This is a genomic window from Nostoc sp. C110 (genome assembly GCF_043099725.1).
GTDB classification, from domain to species: Bacteria; Cyanobacteriota; Cyanobacteriia; order Cyanobacteriales; family Nostocaceae; genus Nostoc; species Nostoc muscorum_A.
This window is the reverse complement of the sequence record NZ_CP171148.1, coordinates 2,529,947-2,548,880: the sequence shown is the minus strand read 5'-3', so window position 1 is coordinate 2,548,880 and position 18,934 is coordinate 2,529,947. Positions and strand designations below refer to the sequence as shown.

Annotated in this window: 11 protein-coding genes and 2 pseudogenes; 3 read left to right on the top strand and 10 right to left on the bottom strand. The window is 42.0% G+C overall.

Going from position 1 to position 18,934, the window contains the following annotated elements:
• Window positions 1-438: 438 nt before the first annotated feature.
• Both ACFFRD_RS16450 and ACFFRD_RS16445 read right to left on the bottom strand, forming a co-directional pair.
• Window positions 439-2,003: pseudogene (locus ACFFRD_RS16450) on the bottom strand (serine hydrolase).
• Between the two features lie 174 nt (window positions 2,004-2,177).
• Entirely contained in the window at window positions 2,178-2,918 is a 741-nt protein-coding gene (locus ACFFRD_RS16445) for an RNA methyltransferase (protein ID WP_392482380.1), read from the bottom strand.
• Between the two features lie 368 nt (window positions 2,919-3,286).
• Between ACFFRD_RS16445 and thrB the strand changes: the two genes are divergently transcribed.
• Both thrB and ACFFRD_RS16435 read left to right on the top strand, forming a co-directional pair.
• Window positions 3,287-4,201, top strand: coding sequence for a homoserine kinase (gene thrB / locus ACFFRD_RS16440; RefSeq protein WP_392482379.1), 915 nt, complete (start codon window positions 3,287-3,289; stop codon window positions 4,199-4,201).
• Between the two features lie 43 nt (window positions 4,202-4,244).
• Complete coding sequence (locus tag ACFFRD_RS16435; RefSeq protein ID WP_114086224.1) at window positions 4,245-4,754, top strand: hypothetical protein; 510 nt, start codon at window positions 4,245-4,247, stop codon at window positions 4,752-4,754.
• A 160-nt stretch (window positions 4,755-4,914) separates the two neighbouring features.
• On the opposite strand, the gene ACFFRD_RS16430 is transcribed toward ACFFRD_RS16435, so the two are convergent.
• The 8 genes and pseudogenes from ACFFRD_RS16430 to ACFFRD_RS16395 form a co-directional block, all read right to left on the bottom strand.
• Window positions 4,915-7,656, bottom strand: coding sequence for a filamentous hemagglutinin N-terminal domain-containing protein (locus tag ACFFRD_RS16430; RefSeq protein WP_392482377.1), 2,742 nt, complete (start codon window positions 7,654-7,656; stop codon window positions 4,915-4,917).
• Window positions 7,657-7,788: 132 nt separating this feature from the next.
• Window positions 7,789-8,774: pseudogene (locus ACFFRD_RS16425) on the bottom strand (filamentous hemagglutinin); the annotation flags it as partial.
• Window positions 8,764-8,904: a hypothetical protein gene (locus ACFFRD_RS16420; RefSeq protein WP_392482376.1), complete on the bottom strand. Its 141-nt coding sequence runs from the start codon at window positions 8,902-8,904 to the stop codon at window positions 8,764-8,766. The pseudogene ACFFRD_RS16425 and the gene ACFFRD_RS16420, both read right to left, overlap by 11 nt.
• A gap of 142 nt (window positions 8,905-9,046) precedes the next feature.
• Complete coding sequence (locus tag ACFFRD_RS16415; protein ID WP_392482375.1) at window positions 9,047-10,858, bottom strand: ShlB/FhaC/HecB family hemolysin secretion/activation protein; 1,812 nt, start codon at window positions 10,856-10,858, stop codon at window positions 9,047-9,049.
• Between the two features lie 1,264 nt (window positions 10,859-12,122).
• Complete coding sequence (locus ACFFRD_RS16410; protein WP_392482374.1) at window positions 12,123-13,799, bottom strand: alpha/beta hydrolase; 1,677 nt, start codon at window positions 13,797-13,799, stop codon at window positions 12,123-12,125.
• Between the two features lie 15 nt (window positions 13,800-13,814).
• The gene (locus ACFFRD_RS16405; RefSeq protein ID WP_392482373.1) at window positions 13,815-14,411 is read right to left on the bottom strand and encodes a hypothetical protein; all 597 of its coding nucleotides are present in this window, start codon (window positions 14,409-14,411) and stop codon (window positions 13,815-13,817) included.
• Between the two features lie 123 nt (window positions 14,412-14,534).
• Window positions 14,535-15,020: a cytochrome P450 gene (locus tag ACFFRD_RS16400; RefSeq protein ID WP_392482372.1), complete on the bottom strand. Its 486-nt coding sequence runs from the start codon at window positions 15,018-15,020 to the stop codon at window positions 14,535-14,537.
• A gap of 263 nt (window positions 15,021-15,283) precedes the next feature.
• Window positions 15,284-17,176: a lipoxygenase family protein gene (locus ACFFRD_RS16395; protein ID WP_392482371.1), complete on the bottom strand. Its 1,893-nt coding sequence runs from the start codon at window positions 17,174-17,176 to the stop codon at window positions 15,284-15,286.
• A 662-nt stretch (window positions 17,177-17,838) separates the two neighbouring features.
• Between ACFFRD_RS16395 and ACFFRD_RS16390 the strand changes: the two genes are divergently transcribed.
• Window positions 17,839-18,876 (top strand): aldo/keto reductase, encoded by a 1,038-nt coding sequence (locus ACFFRD_RS16390; protein ID WP_392482370.1) that lies wholly within the window; start codon window positions 17,839-17,841, stop codon window positions 18,874-18,876.
• Window positions 18,877-18,934 lie beyond the last annotated feature (58 nt).

Here is an 18,934-nt window from a genome sequence, read left to right as displayed (position 1 = left end):
AAAGTATCATGGTTTCCTGCCGCATCAGCAATGCCGAAGTCTAATGACCAATAACTAATCAATTCATAAGTTCATAAGAACAATTGTTGCAATGATTTAAACGTTTCTTATACATGGAAGAGTATTTGTTGCAAAGTATTAAGCATTTGCTACAACTGATTATACCTTTGCAAGAAATACTTAAGCGTTTCTTATATATGGAAGAATATTTGTTGCAAACGTTTGAATTTTGACAATTAGTGTTTGAATTTGAGCAATGACTATTTGGTTGATAGTTTCGGGTATAGCAATCCGATTTGATTTGCAAACAGAAATTGTCACTTCAATTGCGATCGCCAGCCTCTACGGACTATAATTTGTGGTTTTAATTCAGTGCAACGCCTGCATACCGCTAGTTCCCCTAGCCCCCTGTCTTATCCCAACGATACGCCGACCTACTTATCTTTGAGGGTAATACTGAGGATTCATAACTGGAGACTGATAACCATTTGCCGGTACAGTACTTCCCATCCCATTAGGTACAGGACTGATAACAGGGGGCTGATAACCACTCATGGGTACAGTACCTGTCGTACTGTTGGGTAAAGCAGGATTCCCAATCTGGGGTTGATAACCATTTGCGGGTATAGTGCTTGTGGTACTGTTGGGTGTAACAGCATTTTGGCTAAACTCTTGGTAGGCAGCACGAGAAATTGAGCTAATCAGTTTTTCGGCGCGAGGGTCGTTTTCGGGGCGTTGTACCATGACGCTAGCTATATATCGTTTGCCAGTGGGAACAACAATTAAACCTGTGTCTGCCAGCATAGTACCGATATCGCCCGTTTTGTGGAATGCTCTTGCGCCTGTTCCCAAACCCGATGGTAGTAGAGTGTCCCTTTGGGTGCGACGCAAGATATCGAGCATGAGATCGCGTGATGGCATACTGACTAAATTTCCCTGACTCACAATAGCCATCAAATTCGACAATTCTTTGGGACTAGTAGTATTTGTTCCTTGCAAATCTGGGAGAATATTACGAATTGTTGTGGTTGTCAATCCCCAAGTGCGGAAACGCTGGTTTAACGCCTCCATCCCTCCTAGCCGAGCAATCAGCATATTTGTCGCCGTGTTGTCGCTGATTGTAATCATTTTAGTGACGACTTCCAGGGCATTGTACTTGGTTCCGGCTGGTTTTGACCCCATATCTCCAGAACCGCCAGCTACCATATCCTGTTGCATGGTCAGCATTTCATCAAGGCGAATTTTCCCCGCATCCACATCCTGGAAAAAGGCAAGTAGAATCGGCACTTTAATTGTGCTAGCTGCTGGAAAACTGGTAGAGCCGTTGACATCTACGTAATTGCCAGTGTCCAAATCTACCAAGAAAACACCGGGTGCAAGATTTGGGTAGTTCGCTGCCAAATTTTGCACGGCATTTTTCAAGGAGACAATTTCCTGAGATAGATATAAGCTCGAAGATGCAGTTGGGGTAGCTTGGGTAGGTTGTGGCTGCGATCGCGCCACATTACTATTAGATTGAGGTGCAGAAGTTGTACTGATGCGATTAGCCGGGTCTAATACTGACAACACCGTGCCCACAATTGCACCCATTCCAACACCCACTATCAACAAGCGCACAACATACAACATAGTTTTGGCCATTGGCTTTAATCGCGTTTTCCGCGATGAACGCAGGCCTCTTTTTGGCTTTTCCATCCGCACTGTTTTCACCATTACAGCACCTGGTCGAAAGGGAGGAATTTTCCCCTTTACAGTTGGTATTGGTTTTACTGCCGTTGGCATGACTAATCCCGATTTTACCCTACGTGTAGCACCAGGGGTTGGGGGGGAGCAACGCGATTTTTGGAGCGTGCTAGCGCCGCTTCTCGTCCATTGGCAGCTTGCTGCTGGCTATTAGGTTTAACTTTCTTTTGCGCCACTTTTTGAACTTTTTGTGGACGTTGGCGGCGATTTAGGGGTTGTCGCCGCGAGAAAGCTGTTAGTTCGTCACTTGACTCTGACACAGTTACTCCTTGTGACCGACTTGACTGTTTTCTTGCAGACTCCTGACCCAAAACTTAATCTTTAAGCAATATTAATACTCAAATTCCACTTTGCCACTAAGTAGCATTTTTGTGTTTAGTTTAAGCCATATTAAATATTTGGGGGGGGTGATTGCGTATATATTAAACGAATAATTATAAGTTTTCACTATCCCTCTGGTTTTTCAAAGCCCATTCTACCTGCTGCAAAATTCCTCGCAGCATAGCTACTTCCCTAGTTTTCAGGTGAGCGCGATTATATAGTTGGCGAAATTTTCCCATACGACTAGCTGCTGTATGGGGATATACATAACCAATTTTCAGTAATAGTGATTCTAATTGTTGGTAGTATCCCTCTAAAACATCTAAGGGTGCGAGTTCAGTTTGGGTTATGGTCTGAGTGTCAAATTGTTGGGCAGATTGTGACAATTCATAACAGCAGATTGCCACAGCAGTAGCTAAATTTAGGGCTACATAATCTTGACTGGTGGGAATACCAACAAACCTCTGGGCATAATTTAATTCTTCATTGCTTAATCCCCGGTCTTCCCTGCCAAAAATCAGCGCTGTGGGCTTTTCTGGTTCCTCCAGTAACCAGGGTAGTGCAGTGCGGGGGTTTTCTAAAGGTGTTTCTAAACTGCGAACGCGACCGGTGGTAGCGATCGCTCGTACACATCCATGCAATGCTTCTGGTAAGGTTGCCACTAATACGGCAGATTCTATAATTTCTTGAGCGTGAACAGCCATCATCAAAGCTTCCGTCGAGAGCGGATCGCATTGGGGGTTCACTAATACTAAATTATATAACCCGAAATTTTTCATTACCCTGGCGATCGCCCCGATATTTATCGGCCCAGCTGGTTCTACCAACACAATTCTTAATCCAGCCAAGCCCATTTTTTGCCTCCTGCGATCGTACCAGCATTTCTGCTGAAGAGTTTTCTTGAAATCATTTTAGCTGTTTGACGCACCCACACTTTGTAGGGGTGGAAGTAAAGAAGGCAGAAGGCAGAAGGGAAGAATGTGAACGGGGCTTTAACCCCGCCCAATTCTTGGCCACCAAATCAGAGATTATGGTGAGCAGTGCGGTGGACGGGTTCCCCGGCATAAAGCAACTGCGAACCCGTAGGGTGGGGGACTCAGACCCATGTTCCCTCTGGTCACGGGCAGAGGGCGAAAACAGTATTCCTTCTGCCTCCTGCCCTCTGCCTTTCTTGTTCAACCACTTATGTGAGATGCTGATTGATGATTAGTGAGTTTTGCCAATGTCTGTTGTTTCTGCCATCACTGTTACTGTTCCTGCCACAACTGCTAATTTGGGGCCTGGTTTTGATTGCATCGGTGCAGCTTTAAAGCTGTACAACGAGTTCAAATTTACTCGCCTAGAAGAAGGTGGGCTAATTATTCATGTCACTGGTACAGAAGCTGAACGAGTCCAAACTGATGAAAGCAATCTCCTCTACCAGGCGTTTGTCAAATTCTATCAACATATAGAGCAAACGCCGCCAACTGTGAAAATAGAGATTAAGTTAGGTGTCCCACTGGCAAGGGGTTTGGGTAGTTCGGCGACAGCGATTGTGGGCGGATTAGTTGCTGCAAATCAACTTGAGGGTGCTACTCTTTCTCAGTCGCAGGTGATGGAGTTAGCGATCGCAATGGAAGGACATCCTGATAATGTAGTACCAGCTTTGTTGGGAGGATGTCGTCTGGCTGCTACCAGTGGCACAGCTTGGGAAATTTGTGATGTTCCCTGGCATAAAGATGTTGTACCAGTTGTAGGTATTCCTAATTTTGAACTTTCCACTTCAGAGGCGCGGGGCGTTTTGCCAACTGAGGTGAGTCGCGCTGATGCAATTTTCAATACGGCACATTTGGGGTTACTGTTGCGCGGCTTGGAAACTGGTAACGGACAATGGTTAAAAACAGCTTTGCAAGATAAGCTGCATCAGCCCTATCGGAAAGCTTTGATTCCTGGTTATGATGCTGTCAACATTGCCGCTGTTAGTGCTGGTGCTTATGGTATGGTAATTAGTGGTGCGGGGCCGACACTGTTAGCTTTGGCAGATCAATTACACTCAGAGGCTGTGGAGGCGGCGATGTTAGCTGCTTGGCAAGAAGAAGGAATTACAGCCGAGGTGCGATCGCTTTCTCTCGATACCCAAGGCGCAAAAAGCTTTTAAGATTTTATTCAGCACTTAAAACTCAGCACTTAAAACTCGATTTATGGAGCAAATTCAGGCTGAAATGGCGGCGCTTAACTCTCAAATTGAAATTCTTTTAGAAGAACGCGCTGCACTCACTATTAATAATGTCATCTCTAGCGAGAATGATTCACCCCAGGCAATGGTTGAAGCATATCGCCGTCAAGCCAGGGAAAATGCCCAATTATCAGTTGAACTCCAGGGCATCGATGCTGCGATCGCAGCTTTGGAATTCCAGATCAAACAAAAACAAGGTAAGTTAGTGCGATCGCAAGTTGCATCAAAACAACTTATCCAACAGCAGGAGTTAGAAGAAGCGAAAGAAGTGGCACAGGTTCATGCTCAACGCATTAATCAACTGGCTGGAGAATTGGCGGCAGAAGTCCGTTTTCTTAAAGCTTGTGCCAATGAACTGAGTCCAATGTATTGGCAGATTTATTACAAGCCTTTCATTACTGGGTTCAAAACAATCTCTGTTCCTTATGTCCGCTCTGATTTAGAAGTGTGGACAATTGTCAACCGGATTGTTTAATTCTGTGAGCTACAGCATTAAGCGAAAACACATCTAATTTGTATAGGGACTTGCAAAAAATAAATGATCCCAAATTATTTATAGATTTTTAGGGGCGCAAGACCTTGCGCCCCTACGACGGGATATTTTTTTGGAAGTCCCATAACCAAATTTCATCAACTTAACTCTTGGGAACAGCAGCACAGTTTAATGCCTGTAGCACCTGAACAGGAGATTTATCTGTTATTAACTCAATTTTGCCGTCAGCATTGCGATGCCAAGAAGTGGCTTGGACAAGAACCTCTGAGGATGGGGGAATTTGGGCTTGTACTGGCTGTGTTTTGCGATATGCAGAGATGTCGCGGATATCAGACCAAGTGCGATCGCTCATTACTTCCTGAGTGGGATTTTGTGGCACACCACCCCGTCCTGTTGCCACAAAAGTACTACCTTCATTTACAGAACAACCACTGGCTATTTGTTGAGATGAATCGACGACATTTGCTGGTAGTTCAACTAAGCCAGAATTTGGATCGACACCGATAGTATTAACTTGAACAGTGCCACTTACCCCAAATTGTGAACTGGCGGTGATATCACTATCGGTAGTGAGTTGGTCACGGAATTCCAATCCGAAGATGCCTTGAGTAGTGATTTGGATGTTGCCGCCTTGTCCGAGTACAGCATTTGCTGAAATGTCACTGTTTTCTGTTGGGACAGCGATAATAGACCCTGCACTAATATCAATGTTGCCTCCTGTAGAAGCACCACGAGCATTAGTGATGATGCTACTGCCACGCCGCAACAAGAGAAAATCACTTGCTTGGAGACGGATGTTACCACGACTACCTCCATTCACTTCAGCTCGCAGGTTTGCTCCATTATCCAAAAAGATATTACGAGCGTTAATATTGAGATTACCCGCATCCCCTGTTCCAGAATTGCTGACGGTAATTTCCGCCCCATCACGAACACTCAAGCTGTCAGCTGTGATATTTACTGACCGAGCAGTAAAGGCATTTGCTGAGGATGCAGTGATAGTACTGGGCAGTATCCGACCATCAGCTAAAGGTTGAGAGATGCCCTGCACATCAATATTATTAACCCGTAAATTAACACTGCCAGCAGATCCTTGTCCCAAGCTGGATGAGGTGATCTGTCCACCGTCGAAAACACGCAGGCGTTCAGCTTGCAGGTTAATATTTCCACCCTGACCAACTCCATCCTTAGCTACTGCAACACTGATACCACTAAATGTATTGCTAAAACTATCGATCGCAGGGTCGCTGACTTCTACATCTTTTGCATAAATCTCGATATTTCCAGCTTTGCCAGTACCTGATAGCGCACTAGATATAGCCCCGCCATCTGCTACTTGCAAATGTCCAGTGTCGATAGTGATATTGCCGCCTGAACCTTTTGCAAAACCTTGAATTGCACTGATGACAGCACCAGTCAACCCAGAAGGTGTGACTCCCTTAATTTCGAGACTCTCAGCAGATCGGATCGAGATGTCCCCTGCATTGCCAGTAGTAATGGACTCAAAACCAGGAAAGTTAAAGCCAAGGATATCTGTACTGATGCGACCTCCGTTGAGCAGACGAACTCGATCTGCCTCAATGGTGATCCTGCCACTATTATTCCTGTTACCACCATTTACCAAAGTAGTAATAGCGCTAGGTCGGAAATTAGGAATACCAGTAAAAGGAGAAGGAAATGGGTTGTATCCGTTCACTTCCACATCTTTAGCACGAACAGTAATATTTCCAGTACTAGTATCGTTGATTGGGGTTAACTGAAAAGTCGAAAAGTTAAAGGCAAAGCCATTATTAATGGACTGCAACCAAGCTCCATTCAGAATCCGTAAACGTTCAGTTTCAATGGTAATGTCTCCTGCTTTTGCCCCAGTTCCCGATACATTAGTGAATAATCCAGGGGTGTCATAATTCTCTGGGTCAGAGGCTCCCAACAAATCTACAAATTCTGTGGTTTTGACGGTGATACCCTGCCCTTGTCCAAAATTACCAGTAGCAGAACTAATTCCTGAACCATCGGCAACGGTCAAACCCCGCCCCCGAATGTTGATTGCTCCGCCATTAATCCCACTTGTATCGATAAGTGAAGATTGTCTGAGCGAAACTGTTCCCCAGTCAGCCAAAGCAGGGCTAGTTAGTTGCAATCCAGCTTGATTATTCAAACCAACCTCAGCATTCCGCAATGCCCATAATTCAACTCTTCCGTCAGGATTAGCAAGGCTGGTTTGATTGATGTCGATTTCACTACCCACCAACGCCACAGTTTTAGCCTTGAACATTTGTGATGGGCGAAAAAAGAAATTGAGTGCTGGGGTTCCTTGGGTGCGAATGGTTCCGGCATTGGCTCCAAGTTGCAATCCAACTGGCACACTCATAGTTAATAAGGCCGGTGGTGTGGCATCATTGGCATTAAACTTGAATCCGTCCGCAAATTTTATGCTCTCGGCAGTAGTCCCAACAAATGACCCACTAATATTTAAGCTGGCATTAGAGCCAAAGAGAATGCCGCTAGGATTAAGGAGAAATAGACTAACAGGGTTGGTGCTATTAAGAGTCTGAATCAAGCCATCTATATTAGAAACACTACCCCCTGTGACTCGGCTGAAAATTGTGGAGATGTTCGGGGTGTTAATTAAATTGAATGTGGCTGAACCACCAGTGGGAACAGAAAACTGCCCAAAGCTGTGAAAGAGATTACTGCCTGCGGCACTACCATTGGTAATTGTGAATTTATTGCCATTCTGGGAAACGGTGGTGTTGAGGCTGCCATCTGAGGTGATTTGAGCATTGACAGAGCCACTCCAAAGAAATATTGTTCCTAATGGCAATAGCATGACACTTGTCAACATTCCATTAACCAAACCCAATCCAACAGAGCGTGTTTTCATCACTTGGTCTCATTTCATCTAAGTTTCATTATTCCCTAGGCGCGATCGCTCTTAACATCAGCTTGCAGGTCAATATTTAAGTATTTGGAATACTTGCGATCGCTATTAAGCTATTGGAATTTCTGGGGCAAATTAACTTTTGCCAATAGCAGCACAGTCTAATGCCTGTTGCACCTGAACGGGAGATTTATCTGTTTGTTATTAACTCAATTTTGCCGTCAGCATTGCGATGCCAAGAAGTGGCTTGAACAAGAACCCCTGATGATGTGGGAATTTGTGCTTTGACTTCGCCAGTTTTGCGGTATGCAGAGATGTCGCGGATATCAGACCAAGTGCGATCGCTGCCAATTTCCTGCGTTGGATTTTGCGGTATACCACCCCTTCCGGTAGTGACAAAACTGCTGCCAGTAGTACTAGAACAACTTGTAGCAATTTGCTGTGATGAGTCTGTTAATTTTACTGGTAATTCTACTAAGCCGGAATTGGGGTCAACTCCAAAATTGTTAATATCTACCGTACCATTAACACCAAATTGGGAACTAGCAGTAATATCATTTTCAGCAGTAATTTAAGGACGATATTGTAAGCCAATAATTTCCCGTGTGGCAATTTGAATATTACCCCCACGTCCTTTAAATGCATTAGCAATAATGTCGCTGTTTTCTAAACCAGCAACAATAGGTGCATTAATATTGATATTGCCCCCATCCCCCGAACCGCCAGCCGTTGCAGTTACTTGGCTGCGATCGCGAATCAACAACAACTTTTCTACTTGTAATTTGATTTAATCGACTGCAATCGCTGATTTGGATAGATTCTGTCGCATTTACTCTAATATCTCCCCCATTACCGATAAAAAACGAAGTTCCGGCCACCACTCCTCCATCTAACAGTTGTAACCTCGCAGTATCCAGCGTTAAGGTTTTGGCGCTGCCAGTACCGTAGGTGAGGACGCTAATATTGCTGTAAAGTCCGGCGGGGTTGTCACCTCTAACTGTAGTATCTCTGTTGCGGATGTTTACCTGACCGCTAGAGCCTTGACCAAAGGTAATAGAAGATAATGCGGCACCATCAGACACTAGTAAGCTATCGGAATTGACAGATATATCACCTGCTGTTTTGAGAGATTGTGGTGTTGAGGATGCTATCAGGAGTTATTTGGGCACTCACAAAGCCGCACCAAAGTGGCATTACTATTAACGGTATTATTCCACCACACAGAACTAACCAAAGAGGGGTCGTACTCATCGTCAAGCCTTTATTTATACTTTGTATTTTAAAATATTGATACTGTAGGCAGGGGAGTGTGGGGATTGTGCGGGGTCAGATTTCTTCCCCATCCTCCCACACCTCCCACACTCCTTGATTTCTCACATGTGAGAAATCAAGGTCAAAATGGCGAATAGCGGAGTGAGAAGTACAAGCCATTTTCTTGGAGCGATCGCTTTTCACCATCCACCGAGATTAAAGGAATACCCCAATCGAGGCGAGCCGATAAGTCATCACCCTGTTTCCACAACAGCCCCAACCCAGTACTAACAAGGGTGCTGGGCGATGGATTTTCGCCGTTGACGTTCCAACCTTTACCCACATCAATGAAGGGTGTCAGTTGCAGCACCCCGTTAATCTTTTTCGCGCGGACAATAGGAACTCGAAATTCTGCCGAAAACAACAGACCATTATCTGTAAGTAATGCGTCTTGGCGATAGCCCCGGACACTGAGTTGTCCCCCAAGACCAAATTGCTCTAAAGGCACTAAGGAATCTGCCGCTAATTGGAAATCGCCCCTAACTAAAAATAATGTGTCTGGTGCTAATTGTCGCACCCACTGCGCCTGTCCCCGCCATGCAAAAAAGCGGCTATCTGGTTCATTCTCACTGACATTGGCATCGAACCAATCTACCCCAAAACTCAATTGCGATCGCGCCGCGAAGACATAGTGGTTACTTCGCTGGGTATATTCTTGAAAAAAGCGCAAAGCCGAAATATTCGTTTTTCCGTTCTCATCTGCACCTGGGGAGAGGCGAAACGGCCCAATATTATCAATACCCAACTCAGTTTGGCTTGATTGGCGCGAAAATGACAGCCCAACTGCCAACTCTTGGGTTGGTTTTTGCACTAGTGGTTGGCGATATCCTAATTCATAAGATTGAGAATCTGATTGGATATCAAGGACACTGAATGGTTCTTCAATAACATGGTTCCATCCCTGGCTAAAGCCAAAGGAGATAGTGCCATTGTGGGCATTAATCGGTAGTGTGTAATTGGCATTAATGCTATTACTACCATCAGTATTGGCGTATCCTACACTCAGGGTATCGCCCAAACCTAATAAATTGGCTTCTTGCAGATCCACTCCCCGGCGAAAACTACCCACACTTGGCGATCGCCCATTATCTAAGCTTGCCGTCAGTTTAAAAGTATCTGCTTCTTCAACCTCAACTTGTAATACATTGCTTCCGGGATGCACGCCTGTTTGTAATTCGGCTGAGAGGTTTTGGATGCGTGGATCGAGGCGGAGTAGTTGGAGTTTTTCTAGGAGGCGGGGTACGTTTAGGGGTTTACCAGCACCAAGTTGAATGCGATCGCGAATGTATTGACTACGTAATCGTCTGTTACCAATGATTTTGATTTCTTGCAGACTGCCTTCGATTACCTGAATCTTTACTGTTCCTGCTTCTAGTGTCTGCGGTGTAATCAATGCACCTGTGGTTACATAACCATTATCAATGTAAAGCTTGGCGATCGCATCTTTGATTTGCAATAATTCTGCAAATGTCACTTCTTGGCCGACAAAGGGATTGGTAATCGCGGCAAATTGCTCTGGTTTGAAAACTGTACTACCAACAACTTCAATCCGCTCTACCCGAAATTTCGCATTCGAGTTATCCTGATTTGGAATTGACTCATCTGGTATTGTGGGCAAAGGGACTAATTGGTTGTTATCTGTTGGTTTTGGCAACACGTCAGTGGGTAAGGGTGTTACCGGAACTTCTTCTAACCGACCGGGTGGTAGGGTGTCAGGATTTGGAGTTTGGGCAATGACTTGCTGATAATTAGATAATACGGCTGCTAAAATGAAGCCGAATGCCAGAGGTCGTAGTCCAGAGATTATACTTACAGGCTTGTTTAATATTTGTTGCTTAGAAAATACTGAACTAATAATAGAGTTCTCAATAATAACTTGTTTCACCAACACCATTCTCCTTAAATTTACAAAAAAGAATTCAGGAATCACGAGCAAAGCCGGAGACGCTCCGCTAAGGGGTCAGAATTCAGTTGGTTATTCCGACCGAATAAGCGGTGCTTCTTAGCAGTAGGGAGTCAGTAAATATCTGAATAAAGGGGTTTAACTATCTTGTGTCACTTTAGGAGAATTCAATCAATGAAAGGATTACAAGGTTTTGAATTTTATTTTTTGTCTACAAATCTTAGTTTTTATTAGAAAATAAAGCCTTAGTACTTGACGAAATCAAATTCCCCGAATCTGGCTTCGATTATTATTTTCTAAAAGTGACAAAATAGAGTTAACACTGACACTAAATAAGATTATTTAGTAGTATTAGTTTTGACTTATGAATTCTAAATTTGGAATTTTTATTCAATGATTATTTATGTTTATCTAGTTAATCCCCGATATCGTGGTGTACTAAGTAATATCTTGCTACTTAATGATGACTATCTTTTTTACCGCTATCATCAGGGTAAATACTGTTTTTGTACCGATTTTTAAACCTAAAAGATTATTGAATTTGAGGGCGGCTATTTTATAGAAGACGAATTTTATTTGAGTAGAAAGCCATCTTGTTCTGCCGGAGAACCAGTAAGTGTAGTTGCGCTTACAGTGGTCAAGATAAGCTGTTGCACTCTATAAGATAGTTCAGTCAGGAAATTAACAAGCCAGCCTGACAAAAGCTTCTTAAAAGTGATTTAAGCTATCAATTTACTTAATGAAAAATTTATTTGGTCATATTTTCTAAGATTAACTTTGAATACAAAAAAATCAAATTAGGAAAATCCTTACAATATTTAAGGATTTTCCTTATTAGCTTTTTAACTGTATCCTCCAACGAATCGGAATACACTCGACAGATGCGATCGCTTGAGCATTTGCACTGATTGAAGCAATCATTGTACCGTGTGGCTTATGTGCCATCGATTGGGACAGAGAGTGGTGTTGATCGATCTAATAGCTGGGGTTGAGATTAAAGGCGACGAGGGGATGATTCTGGTTTCGGCGGAATTCTCCTAGCATAATGTATCTCACATTAAGGGGATTCTCAAACTGACCATCCTACTTGATGAATTTTCTCTGTGGATTTTGGGAAAATATCTCACTCAATTCAGACTGTCTAATAATTCGCGGCAACCACTGGAGGATAGTCAGAGGGTCAAGTACTATCGATTGAATACTGAGGATGTCGCGTTTGCCAACCCGTATCACCAATGATTTTGGAATCTCTTGTCTAACGTTGAGTTTTTTGTTGATAAATTTGCGGCGCAAGAATAACTTGAATTTGCTTTTCTTGGCATCTTTGAGAAAAAACGCTAATTTGCTCAGACTCGTCTCCTTCAATTGACAAAGATCGTAAAAATCCTTGAAATCCTAAAAAAGCTAATTCGTAAATGGCTTTTTGACTAAAACCACCTCCAAAATAGCCTGTGTGGGTATCAATACCTTGAGGATCTCTATTGTTAATAGACTTCCGAATAAATGCCAAGGTTAGGAGAATATAATTTCCAAAATTTATCGCTGGCTTTTGGATGGCAGAACTAACAATTCCGATCTGATCCATCCGGTCATCTTTATAATCTGTACAGTCAAAATATGTAAATAAATCTGCGGGTTGTACCCACTCTTCTGACATTTTAGTTATCTCTTCAAGTTTTCTATGTTCGCTACTAGAAGAACGGATTTCTAAATATTTATAAGGGTTGTCAAGTCTATAACCTTTGCCATAGTCTTGCTTTTGCAAATTAACAACTCCATATCTGGGTGCGTGACCCACTAAATCATTTTTATTGTTGAAATGCTTAACTGTTATATTACCAAGCCTGTATCCACTAATACGAGTTCGCGCTGGAAAACTAAAATAATTTGCGGCAGTAGAGGTAAATCGTAATGCTAAGTCTCCCTCATTACAAAATATATAAGCTTCTTCGCAGCGACGTAAAGATGAACGAAGAAAATTAGCACGTCCTGGAAAGATACTTTCTACAGGAATATCAGGTGCAACTAGCACAAGTCTGCCTAATCTAAATACATTGCCAATATCCGAATCCGGTTTTTTATTAATAGATTTTACATCAAAAACATCAGAGAGAATACGAATTACATTTGTAACTACAAAACATCCCATACTATGACTAATAAAAGATAACTTAATCCGTTTATTTCGAGGCAGTTTTACAGTATAATCAAGCTGTCTAATCAATTCAACTAAATCTGTAACTCCGTAATTAGTCGCTCTATAAGTATCACGAAAATAAGTAGATAACCTAAGAATAATTAATGTAAAAATAATTGCAGATACAATGCCAGATAAAATTAACATCGCTGTGAAAAAGTGGACAGCGCCATTACTCAAAATATTTAGGAACAATAAAGCTATGGCAGACCATATACTAATTGTTAGTCCCAGAGCTAAATTGATAGCTAGTAAAGTTGGTAGAGAAGAAAGTGCGTTGATTAGCTTTTGCCCAAAAGAACCAGACTCATCCGTTTTTGTGGGATTTTCCGATGGCCATCTATATCCAATAAAAATATACTTATTTGGTTGCTGAATAGACGTATTAATATATTCATAAATCTTTTTGCACCCTGTCTCTGTATCCGATGGTGTAGAACTATATCCATGAATATTTATAATAATTTCTGGTTCGGGGCTTGATTCCAAAGTTTTAGCAATTTTCTCAATCATGTCTTGGGTTGAAGGTTCGGCTTGTCCATCATTGATATTAAAAAGCTTTTTATTAGCAACTAATGATAAATACCTATTAGAATTATGTTCTTCTGTCTCAACGTTCAGTTTGGCAGTACTAACTACTAAATAGCCAGGGATTTTTTCCTGATTGTTTTTTTTAAATTCGTAAATTTTATACGGTTGATTGTCTGGCAGATTTTGATTGTCACAATAGTTCATCAGGTATATTTCCTTTTACAATTTAGGTTCAGATATCGTAATCGCTTTTTGTTGATTTGAGTGGTGTGCAATCACTAAACACTCATTTTTGACCCTAGAAAGCATATCGTTAAAAGCAAGAGTATAACAACCATCTTTATCAACAACCTTACGGAGAGTATACTCACCAGCCCTAGAAAGTCCACCGAACCAAACGTTATTTCTGTGCCAAATATCTCCATTAAGAGAATTTTTGTTTTGGGACATTGTACAACTTACAATCAATGTTGAAATTGGTATTCCCAGCAAAATAGGGATGATTTGAGCTTGTTGCAACGTTTCATCTTCAAATTGAATTTTATAAGTTACTTTAAACCATTGAATTAAACGTAGTAATATCCAACCCGCAATCGAGTTATGAAAAGTCCACTGTAACGGTGAAAAAATTGGTAAAACCAAAGTTCTATTCTGTGTGTCCCATTCCAAATTGTACATAGTAATGCAAGTATCTGGTAGGGGATTACCATCCATAAAGAACACACCCTTCAGGATAGATGGTAAGTTTGTTTCTTTGATTGGAATCATCCAGGTTGCAATATTATCGAGTTGCTTTTTTTCAATTAATTCAGCCATAGTGATTTTTAGTTCGTAATGGGCTACGCCCCGCTACGCTAACGTAATTCGTAATTAATACACATTCAAAAAACACTTTACAAACATCCTCTAATTCAAAATTTCCAATCCTAACTTTATTACTCACAGTCGTTGAGTAAAACCTTGTAGCACTAAATTATTAGGAGTAACGGCAGTCACTTTTTCAAAATCCCATTTGACTTCTGTAATTGAGTCCCATTGATAGTTCTGGAACAGATGTAAACAGAAAATCTTGATAAAGCCAATTGATAAGGATTTACCAGGACAGGCTCGCTCATGCCCTTCACCATTCCAAGATAAAATATCTGAAAAATTCCGTGTTAGGTCAAAATCATCTGGATTTTGGTATCTGTTGGCATCTCGATTAGCCGTAAGAATAGAGCCAAGCAAACGAGTACCTTTTTGGAATGGACATTTTTGTTCTCCAATCTCAACTTCACCCCCTTCAGTAGTGAGTTGGCTAACAAATCGCACAGGTGGATAAAGACGAGCCGTTTCTAGAATCACTTGATTGAGAAGTGTTAACTGTTCTAGAGCGTCTGGGTCTAAAGTTTTCTTACCATTCCAGGCTACATTAATTTCTGACACTACATCATTTCTGAGGGCATTATTCAAGCAGAGAACACCAATAACTGATCCTAAAAGCGTAGCTGGCGATCGTGACCTTTGAGAACTTTATCTTTAAGTGTCATAATATTTACTGTTATTTGTCATTTGTCATTTGTCATTTGTCATTTGCCATTTGTCATTTGTCATTTGTCATTTGTCATTTGTCATTTGTCATTTGTCATTTGTCATTTGTCATTGGTCATTTGTCATTGGTCATTTGTCATTTATTATTTGTCCCTAATTCAGATATTGATGCTCTGAGGAATTTTAGAAGGAAGTAGATACTCATAGGGTGGACGGTGCAAATTACGTTGCTTGATGGTATCTTCTACCTGCTGAAGATTACTTTGGAATGCCTGCAACAATGGTTTTATTTTTTGGTCTGTAAAATATCCTTGCTGATATTCGCCCAGCTTGTTGTAGTATACAGACCCTAATAAGCTGAGTAGGTTGTATTGTCGTTGCGCCTGATCTAAAGGGGGGAGCAAATTAAGGTAGTCTTGTTCAGTAACTTCTCTTTTAAGAGTTGAGGCTGGTAAATAACCTGCCATTGGTATAGCTGCGGCGTAGCCCATCAAATCTTTTTGCGGAAAGTTAACGGCTGCATGTTGGGCACTGGCAGTAAAAATAATCAGTGTAGTGGCATCAATTAGGTAATTTAGGGTTTTTATGCCCCCATCTTCGCCAAAATCGGGGATACGACCACCATCGTAAGCTGAGATTTCGGCTGCCCACGCTTGCAGGGCTGTGTCTTGATGAATGTCTTCATCGGTGGTGTAGTAAAGGTTTAAGTAGTCCCAAACCCATTGATGAATAGCATCCCATACTAATAATGCGTCATCCCGGTAAGGATAAATAGGCAAGAGATTAGGATCATCCACACCGCGCTGTTGGAATTGCTTAGGTAAGATGGCACTATTGAAACCATAGCTTTGTAACCCTAGCACCGCTAAAACGCGAGAATTATCGATTGATGCTGAGAGTAATCTATCGACACCACCGCCTGGAGCAATGAGAGTACGTTGGGCAGCATCGTTAATTGCTAATGTGCTGTCAAAATGAGGGCGCAGCAGGATTCTCAGGGGATGTGTGAGTGGCAATTGTCGAGCGGTGGCGATCGCAAAAACACCAACAAACAAGTGAGTTCTTGCTAGGTGAGTAACAGCTTCGTGGATGTTAGCATCTGCTATTTGGACAACTGTTTTGGCAAAAATCCAAGCGTATTTACCGGAGTTAGGGGTAACAATTGGATAATCTGTACCTGGGGTTTGACCGCATTGAATGGCTATTGGACGCAATAGACGGGTGGGGTCTGAACCTTTGGGTAAGGCAAACAGTGCTAGGGGAGCATAGAGATATTTTTGCTCGTCTGGGAATGTACCGTTGATCGCATCATCTAAAATTTTATAGTCAGCTAAGTAGAGTCTTCCTTCAAGCCCGGCTGCTGCTAATGAATCGTCATTTCCCATCACTGCTTGATAATGTTCGTCTGTGACTGGGAAGCGATCGCTTGGAGTAGTTACTCGCTCAATCATTACGGGATTGTAGCCAGCCACTCTCATGTACGCAAATACTTCATCTTCCTGGTAAGTTTTAGCAATGGCTGGTAGACTAATCACCGGAAACAAATTTTCGTAGTCCTTGAGACTAGTTGCATGTCCTGTAGGCTGTCCTTCATATAGAAGGTTAATTATCCTATTTAGAGCATCTCTAAGGATCACAAGTCCGTTTTCTTTCAGAATAGAATGAAAAAGCTCGTCAAGTTCTCTAAAATCCTTAGATATCCCTTTGAGCAAAAGCTGAGGGATAATTTGCAGGATTCTTGCCAGGATGCTGATTCGGGCTGGTACTGCTCCCTTAAGCAAGGCTTCTAAAATAAATCTTTCGACATCATCACGAATCGATTTAGAATCTTGATTGCCTCTATTGACAATCAAGGTATTGATAAAAATAACTCGTAACTGCTGGGCTAATAAAAAATACCAGTTAGTGGTGAACTCTTCCGTAATAGAAAGTTGATCCACCATCGCAATAGATGGAATATGGTTGTAGTTATATTGATACTCTTGCCTAGCTATATCTAAAGTATGAGTACTTGATGAACTGATTGAATGATCTGGTGATAAAGCAGTCATTGGCTCTACTCATGTGTAGTACTGGGAAATTTAACACTTGAGGATAAACAGGTTTGAGTTACTAACTTTCGGCCAAAGGAACAGGCAACAGTGAAGATTTTTGGTTAGATGCGGATCTTGTTCGCTCGACCTTTCATCGGGTCAGAAGCCCCGTCCCAATGACACGATTGTGTTGGACGGGTTAACAGTACCCTTCCAACTCCTGCCCTATTCCCTATTGCCTTTACCTAAACTTATTATCGCAATCAAGTTTGAAATTTTGATTTTTCTAAAGAAATTTTCTGGAATTTCTCAACTTCTGAGCCACACGCTAAATGTTTCGAAATTTTGCAAGGAATATTTAGCACTACAAATGATACTTGCCAAGATTTAGAAACAATTCTCTAATAACACTTTCGGACTAAGGCACTGTGTTGGAGTTGACATTTTAACTACTGAAACAACATCAGGAAGACGACTATTAGATTCTTCTGCTTCCTATGTCTCCAATTTTTCCTTTACTTACACAGTGATGGAATATTCTTTTCTCTTACCCTCTCTTATCAAAAATCTATCTCTACTTGACAGCTTTTCTCCTTCAACAGTTAGAAGCAGCGAATTTTGCTCCCATGCAAAGCTAGCTATCAGGGCAAGTTCTCATACTGTGGCAAAAGGATTAATTTGTGGATATTAACAGACGAGATTTACTGAAGCTAGTTTCTGCTTCTGGTTTAGGTGGAGCTGGGGTATTTGCTTTACAAGGTTTCACTAAACAGGTTTTAGCGCAAAATCAGCCTACCCCACTCCAGATAAAAAAAGGTGAAATGCTCTACAGGCAACTAGGACGCACCGGAGAACAAGTATCTGTAATTGGTCTAGGTGGTCATCATATTGGTAGACCAAAAGATGAGCAAGAGGGTATTAATCTGATCCATACTGCCCTCGATCGCGGGATTAATTTTATGGATAATAGCTGGGATTACCATAACGGAGGTAGCGAAATTCGTATGGGTAAAGCTCTGCAAAATGGTTATCGTCAAAAAGCTTTTCTGATGACTAAAATTGACGGTCGCACAAAGGCGGCCGCTACTAAACAAATTGATGAATCTTTAAAACGTTTGCAAACAGACCGCATTGATTTATTGCAGCATCATGAAGTCATTCGTATGGAAGACCCAGACCGGATTTTTGCCCCTGGTGGTGCGATGGAAGCAGTTGTGGAAGCACAAAAAGCTGGCAAGATTCGCTACATAGGCTTTACTGGACACAAAGATCCTTTAGTACACCTGAGAATGTTGGAAGTTGCCAATCAGAACAACTTCCGTTTTGATGCAGTGCAGATGCCGTTAAATGTTATGGATGCCCATTTCCGCAGTTTTGAGAGGCAAGTTTTACCCAAACTGGTTAAGGACGGAATTGCTGTATTGGGGATGAAATCAATGGGCGACCAAAACATCCTCAAAAGCAATGTGGTCAAACCTATCGAATGTCTGCATTACGCGATGAATCTGCCAACTTCAACGGTGATTACAGGCATTGAAAGTATGCCCATCTTAAACCAGGCTTTCGAGGCAGTACGTACTTTTACACCTATGAGCCAGGAACAAGTTAAAGCATTACTGAATCGGACTCGCCAAGCTGCTCTTAAAGGTCAGTATGAACTGTTTAAAACCACTAGCCAATTTGATAGTACAGCCAAAAATCCTGAGTGGTTAGGATAAGTTTTAACCAAACGGATCTTGGGTTTAAGACCCCCACTCAATCAAACGCGGGCTTTGG

Coding starts and splice junctions, on each gene's coding strand:
- ACFFRD_RS16445 (WP_392482380.1), bottom strand. CDS start 2,918: ATGGGCTTGGCTGGATTAAGAATTGTGTTGGTAGAACCAGCTGGGCCG.
- thrB (WP_392482379.1), top strand. CDS start 3,287: ATGTCTGTTGTTTCTGCCATCACTGTTACTGTTCCTGCCACAACTGCT.
- ACFFRD_RS16435 (WP_114086224.1), top strand. CDS start 4,245: ATGGAGCAAATTCAGGCTGAAATGGCGGCGCTTAACTCTCAAATTGAA.
- ACFFRD_RS16430 (WP_392482377.1), bottom strand. CDS start 7,656: ATGAAAACACGCTCTGTTGGATTGGGTTTGGTTAATGGAATGTTGACA.
- ACFFRD_RS16420 (WP_392482376.1), bottom strand. CDS start 8,904: ATGAGTACGACCCCTCTTTGGTTAGTTCTGTGTGGTGGAATAATACCG.
- ACFFRD_RS16415 (WP_392482375.1), bottom strand. CDS start 10,858: ATGGTGTTGGTGAAACAAGTTATTATTGAGAACTCTATTATTAGTTCA.
- ACFFRD_RS16410 (WP_392482374.1), bottom strand. CDS start 13,799: ATGAACTATTGTGACAATCAAAATCTGCCAGACAATCAACCGTATAAA.
- ACFFRD_RS16405 (WP_392482373.1), bottom strand. CDS start 14,411: ATGGCTGAATTAATTGAAAAAAAGCAACTCGATAATATTGCAACCTGG.
- ACFFRD_RS16395 (WP_392482371.1), bottom strand. CDS start 17,176: ATGACTGCTTTATCACCAGATCATTCAATCAGTTCATCAAGTACTCAT.